6 protein-coding genes are annotated in these 5,917 nt (G+C 26.7%); all 6 read left to right on the plus strand.

The features are described from left to right. Nucleotides 1-220 (plus strand): cytochrome c (locus QM495_RS08685; protein WP_408671713.1); only part of this gene is annotated, 220 nt, incomplete at its 5' end. An 85-nt stretch (nucleotides 221-305) separates the two neighbouring features. Further along, nucleotides 306-1,784: a DUF5687 family protein gene (locus tag QM495_RS08690; RefSeq protein ID WP_408671714.1), complete on the plus strand. Its 1,479-nt coding sequence runs from the start codon at nucleotides 306-308 to the stop codon at nucleotides 1,782-1,784. A gap of 28 nt (nucleotides 1,785-1,812) precedes the next feature. Then, entirely contained in the window at nucleotides 1,813-2,508 is a 696-nt protein-coding gene (locus QM495_RS08695) for an ABC transporter ATP-binding protein (protein WP_408671715.1), read from the plus strand. A 94-nt stretch (nucleotides 2,509-2,602) separates the two neighbouring features. Beyond that, complete coding sequence (locus QM495_RS08700; RefSeq protein ID WP_408671716.1) at nucleotides 2,603-4,786, plus strand: tetratricopeptide repeat protein; 2,184 nt, start codon at nucleotides 2,603-2,605, stop codon at nucleotides 4,784-4,786. 24 nt (nucleotides 4,787-4,810) lie between these two features. Next, the gene (locus QM495_RS08705) at nucleotides 4,811-5,212 is read left to right on the plus strand and encodes a polymer-forming cytoskeletal protein (protein WP_408671717.1); all 402 of its coding nucleotides are present in this window, start codon (nucleotides 4,811-4,813) and stop codon (nucleotides 5,210-5,212) included. Beyond that, nucleotides 5,178-5,408, plus strand: a complete 231-nt coding sequence (locus tag QM495_RS08710) for an AtpZ/AtpI family protein (RefSeq protein WP_408671718.1) — start codon at nucleotides 5,178-5,180, stop codon at nucleotides 5,406-5,408. Before QM495_RS08705 ends, QM495_RS08710 begins: the two co-directional genes overlap by 35 nt. Nucleotides 5,409-5,917 lie beyond the last annotated feature (509 nt).

A 5,917-nucleotide genomic window follows, 5' to 3' on the forward strand; every position in this document is an offset into this window, starting at 1 on the left:
ATCCTCTAAATTAGGTTTAACGGATGATATGAAAATGATGTGTTCTTCATTTAATAACCAAAAATTTGAACAATTAGGATTAGGATTTCATAATAATGCAGATGAAATGGCTAAAATATTTATGACAAAAGATAAAAATAAATCACTGGAAGCTTTATCAAAAACTATGAAGTCTTGTGTATCATGCCATGCTTCTTTTAAACAACAAATAAATCATTAATTTAAAAGGTTTGTACCTTTACGTGTAACAAATTTAATTAATTTTATACCCATTAATTGCTAAATACCACTTAATAAAAACCAAAATGATACAAAAATTTTTAAGTTTAGAATGGAAACAATTTTTTCGTTCATCGTACTGGCAAAAAAGTGTTGCTATAAATATTTTAATGGTGTTTTTAGCACTGTATTTTATATTGGTATTTTTAGCCTTAGGTTTTGGAATGTACCCTATACTTAAAAAACAATTTCCAGAATCGGACCCTTTACTAATTGTGAATGGATTTTTATTTTATTGGTTTTTAGGAGATTTGTTAATGCGTTTTTTCTTACAAAAGTTACCCGTTATGAATATAAAGCCATTATTGGTTTTACCAATAAAACGGAGTAAAATTTTACACTATGTATTAGGGAAATCGGCTATCTCATTTTTTAATTTCTTACCGCTTTTTGCCATAATTCCGTTTGGAATAATTTTAATTTCTGAAGAGTATAATACTACAATAGTGTTGATATGGATTTTATTAATGCTAATTTTCACATTAGCAATTAATTTTTTAAATTTTATTATTGAAAATAAATCAGCCGAAACTGAATTATCTTTTTTACCAATAATAGCAATTGCTTCTGGGTTGTTTGCACTAAATTATTTTGATGTTATTTCATTTTCAACACTACTTTCAAATGCCGTAAATGCAATCATATCTAATTCAATTTTAATAGTAATTCCAGCAGCCTTTTTAATAGTGCTTTACTATATAAATTATTTAATTTTAAAACCTAAATTATATGTTGATGGCTCATTAAAAAGTAAAGAGCAAGTTGCAACAACATCCAATTTAGATTGGACCAAAAAGTTTGGTGATATTGCACCTTTTTTACAACTCGATTTAAAACTAATTTGGCGAAATAAACGTCCTCGTTCTACAGTGTTTATTGTTGTAATTGGTTTATTGTATGGTTTAATCTTTTATCCAAATCCAATATACCAAAATATGCCAGCAATGTTTGTATTTGTAGGAATATTTGTAACAGGTATTTTTATGATCAATTTCGGACAATTTATTCCAGCTTGGGATAGTGGTTATTATAAACTATTAATGAGTCAAAATATAAAGTACAAACAATACCTGGATTCAAAATTTTCATTAATGATAATGAGTGCAATTTTGATGTTTATTTTAAGTATTCCGTATGTGTATTTTGGTTGGAAAATATTAGTGATTCATTTTGCCGCAATGATTTATAATATTGGTGTAAACTCACATGTATTATTATTTGGTGGTGCATTTAATAGAAAAAAAATTAATCTAACACAACGAGCGGTATTTAATTATCAAGGGACAGGAGCTGTACAATGGCTAATAGGATTTCCATTGTTATTTTTCCCAATCTTGTTTTTTTACTTTCCGTATAAATTTATTGGTTTTGAAGCTGGTGTAGCAACCCTAATAATTTTAGGAGTTATTGGAATTGTTTTTCATCAGAAATTTATGAATGCAATTACTAAAAAATATTTAAAATCTAAGTATAAAATGATTAGCGCATTCGATCAAAATAATTAATCAAAACAACTATTAAACATAAATTAAAATGATAAAAGTAACTGAACTTTCAAAAAAATATGGAGGAAATACTGTTTTAAATATACCATCTTTAGAAGTTCCAAAAGGACAAACTTTTGGCTTGGTAGGGAATAACGGAGCAGGAAAAACCACGTTTTTTAATTTAGTATTAGATTTAATAAAGCCAACAACCGGTACTATTTTAAATAACGAAATTCAAGTAAATAAAAGTGAAGATTGGAAACCTTTTACAGCTGCTTTTATTGATGAAAGTTTTTTAATAGGCTATTTAACGCCTGAAGAATATTTTTACTTTATTGGTGAACTTCGTGGAATGAATAAAGCCGATATTGATGTTTTTTTAGCTCAATTTAAAGAAATTTTCAATGATGAAATTATTGGTAAAAAGAAATACTTAAGAGATTTGTCAAAAGGAAACCAGAAAAAAGCAGGAATTGTAGCAGCATTAATTGGTAACCCTGAAATAATTGTGTTAGACGAACCTTTTGCTAATTTAGATCCAACTACTCAAATAAGATTGAAAAAATTATTAAGTGATTTAACAAAAAATAGCAACGCTACAGTATTAATTTCTAGTCATGATTTAGGTCATGTTACCGAAGTTTGTGAACGCATTGTTGTTTTAGATAAGGGAAATATTGTAAAAGACTTAAAAACTTCAGCAGAAACCTTAAAAGAGTTAGAAACGTATTTTTCAGTGTAATTCAAATAAGTAAGTAGATTTTTGTATTTTTACAACCCTCTTACAATAATTGTATAGAGTAATAAGTTAGAAGCTAAGTAAAAATCAATTTCATTTGAAAAACAATAGTAAAATAGTTGTAATCTTTTTAATTCTTCTTTTAGTTGTTAGTTGTTCAACAAAAAAAGATGCTTTTTTAAATAGAAATTTCCATTCAACTACCACAAAGTATAATGTGCTTTATAATGGAAATGAAGCTTTAAGAATTGGGTTATTAGCACTAAATTCAAATTATCAAGATAATTATTGGAAGCGTTTACCAATTGAACCGTTAAAGGTAGATGTTTTAGCTTTACCAGGAATGAAAAGCGATGTAGATAGTTCTCCTAAAGAATTTGAAAAAGCTGAAGAAAAAGCAGTAAAGGCAATTCAAAAACATTCCATGTTAATTGCTAGGCAAGAACGTAACAATCAAATTGATAATGCCTATTTGTTATTGGGAAAATCCAGGTATTATTCTAAACGATTTGTACCAGCTTTAGAAGCTTTTAACTTCGTAATATCAAACTATCCACAAGCCGATTTAATTAATGAAACTAGAATATGGCAAGCAAAAACCTTAGTACGTTTACAAAATGAAGAGCAAGCTATAAAAAATCTAATTAATTTATTAAAATATAAAGAATTAGATAGTAAAACAAAAGAAAGTGCTCATACAGCAATTGCAATGGCATATCTTAAAATGGATAGCTTACAGCAAGTTACCAACCATTTAAATAAAGCTATTTTAACCGATAATAATAAAGAACAAACAGCTCGAAATTTATTTATTTTAGGTCAAATTTATAGAGAAAAAAAATTAAAGGACTCTTCAAATATTTCTTTTCAAAAAGTAATCGATTTCAAAAAAGCACCTTTCAAATACAAAATTCACGCATATATTGAACAAGCTAAAAATGTTTCAAATAAAGAAGAAGCTATAGCTACGATTGAGATATTTAATAAATTGACAAAAGATAGAGATAACAGACCGTATTTAGATCAATTAAATTATCATTTAGGTTTACTTGTAAAAGAGGATGATTCTGAAAAATCAATAACCTATTTTAAAGAAGCACTGTACCAAAGTCGTAAAAACGATTTTCAAAAAGAATTAACGTATGAAGAACTAGGAAATTCATATTTCGACAAAACATCTTTTTTATTAGCGGGCGCTTATTATGATAGTATTCTACAAATAACACAATCTAATAATACAAAGCGTGTAAGAAGCATAAAACGAAAAAGAGATAAGTTAAGCGAAGTTATTTTATATGAAAATATTTCTAAAAGAAATGATAGTATTTTAAAATTGGTTGCAATGAGCGATAAAGAAAGGGAAACTTTTTTCTCAGATTATATTGTTGCTTTAAGAACAAAAGACAAAGAAAAACAAGCGAAAATTAGCGCAGATTTAGAACGATCTAAACAAGCAAAAAATAAAAAATTAGTACAATTAAATAACACTAGTAAATGGTATTTTTATAATATGCATACCGTGTCTTTTGGAAAAGAGGAATTTAAAGTACTTTGGGGAAATAGATCGCTAGAAAATAATTGGAGGTTAACGAATAAAACAATAGTAAAAGTTAACAAAGAGTTTGCAGTAGAAAACTTATTAGAAGTTGAAGTTGGAAGTGTAAAAAGATACGAAGTTTGGTATTACACAGATCAAATACCAACCAGCAAAATAAAAATTGATAGTATTATTGCAGAAAGAAATTCAGCATACTTTAAACTAGGAGTTATTTATAAAGAGCAATTTAAAGAGTTAGAATTGTCAACTAATAAATTAGATAAATTGTTAACTTTTAATCCTGTATCATCTATTTTGTTACCAGCAAAATATCATCTATATAAAATTTATAACAGTCAGAATAATAGTAAAGCAATTTTATTAAAAGAAGCTATTATTCATGATTTTCCTGCATCGAAATATGCTAAAATTATTTTGAATCCGAATAAAGATTTAAATGATACTTCAGAAATTACATCTAAAGATGAATACGCATTGGTTTTCTACGAATATAAAGATAAACTCTTTGAAAGTGTAATAGAAAAATCTACAAATGCAATACAAAAATACGAAGGCGAAAAAATAGTTTCAAAATTTGAATTATTGAAAGCCTACGCAATAGGAAAAAAAGATGGTTTAATTGCCTTTAAAGAAGCATTGGATTTTGTTGCTATGAATTATCCAAATACTGAAGAAGGGAAAAAAGCGTTAGAAGTAATTAACACCATAAAAACAAAAATTTAGTTAACTCCAAAAAAGCATAGCACCATGTTCTCAGAAAAAAAAGAAAAACAACCACAAGTACTTGAAAGAAATATTATTGGTAAAAACACTTCAATTGTAGGTGATATTTTATCAGATGGAGATTTTAGAATAGACGGAAAAGTAGAAGGAACTATAAAAACAACTGGACGTGTAGTTATAGGAAAAACAGGTTATATAAATGGAAAGGTTGAGTGTAATAATGCCGATATTGAAGGTAAATTTTCTGGAGAATTAATTGTAAATAGCTTACTTACATTAAAAGCTACAGCAACAATTTTGGGTGATATTGTTATTAGTAAACTATCGGTTGAGCCAGGTGCTGAATTTAATGCCACTTGCGCTATGAAAGGCTCGGTTAAGGAATTGAAAAATGAACAAACAAAAAAACAAAAAACCGCTTCATAAGTACCTTCAATTAACAAGTGTTGTTTTTCAAATGGGAATTACTATTTATTTAGGTTCTTATTTTGGAAAATGGCTGGACAACTATTTTCAATCATCACATAAAACTTTTTTAATTATAACGACCCTTTTTGCTTTAATCATATCATTATATAATGTTATTAGGCAATTAAAAAATATCAATAAAAAATATGATTAGAACAATATTTCTTTTTTGTTTAAAATTATTTTTACTGCTGTTTGCAGTTTTTGGAATTCATTTAACCATTTTACATTTTTTAAATTTCCCTTTATTTAACAACCAAATTAATTTAGCTTATTTGGTTAATTTATTATTAGCATTTTTAATTTTTGGAAGTCTTGTAAAACTTAAAACTAAATTTGAACATTTACTTGGCTTTATTTTTATGGTTGGTAGCTTTTTAAAATTTGGGGTTTTCTTTCTATTATTTTATCCTACTTTTAAATTAGACGGTAGCGTAAATTCACTTGAAGCAACCTCTTTTTTAATACCCTACTTTACATGTTTAATAGTTGAAACCTTTTATCTTGTTAAATTGATGAATAACAAGCTAAAATAGCTGTTTTTCATCAAAAATTAAGAAATCTATAATCTCAATAAATAGTTTTTGGTTTCTGATTTAAAAACATATATTTGCAAAATATTTTTAGGCACCACTAGTAATAAAGTGATATGTACAGAATTAA

Source organism: Lutibacter sp., assembly GCF_046055765.1.
Taxonomy (GTDB): Bacteria; Bacteroidota; Bacteroidia; order Flavobacteriales; family Flavobacteriaceae; genus Lutibacter.

Bases quoted from the DNA above. Each gene is read 5' to 3' on its own strand.
- QM495_RS08695 (WP_408671715.1), top strand. From the start codon at position 1,813: ATGATAAAAGTAACTGAACTTTCAAAAAAATATGGAGGAAATACTGTT.
- QM495_RS08705 (WP_408671717.1), top strand. From the start codon at position 4,811: ATGTTCTCAGAAAAAAAAGAAAAACAACCACAAGTACTTGAAAGAAAT.
- QM495_RS08710 (WP_408671718.1), top strand. From the start codon at position 5,178: ATGAACAAACAAAAAAACAAAAAACCGCTTCATAAGTACCTTCAATTA.
- QM495_RS08690 (WP_408671714.1), top strand. From the start codon at position 306: ATGATACAAAAATTTTTAAGTTTAGAATGGAAACAATTTTTTCGTTCA.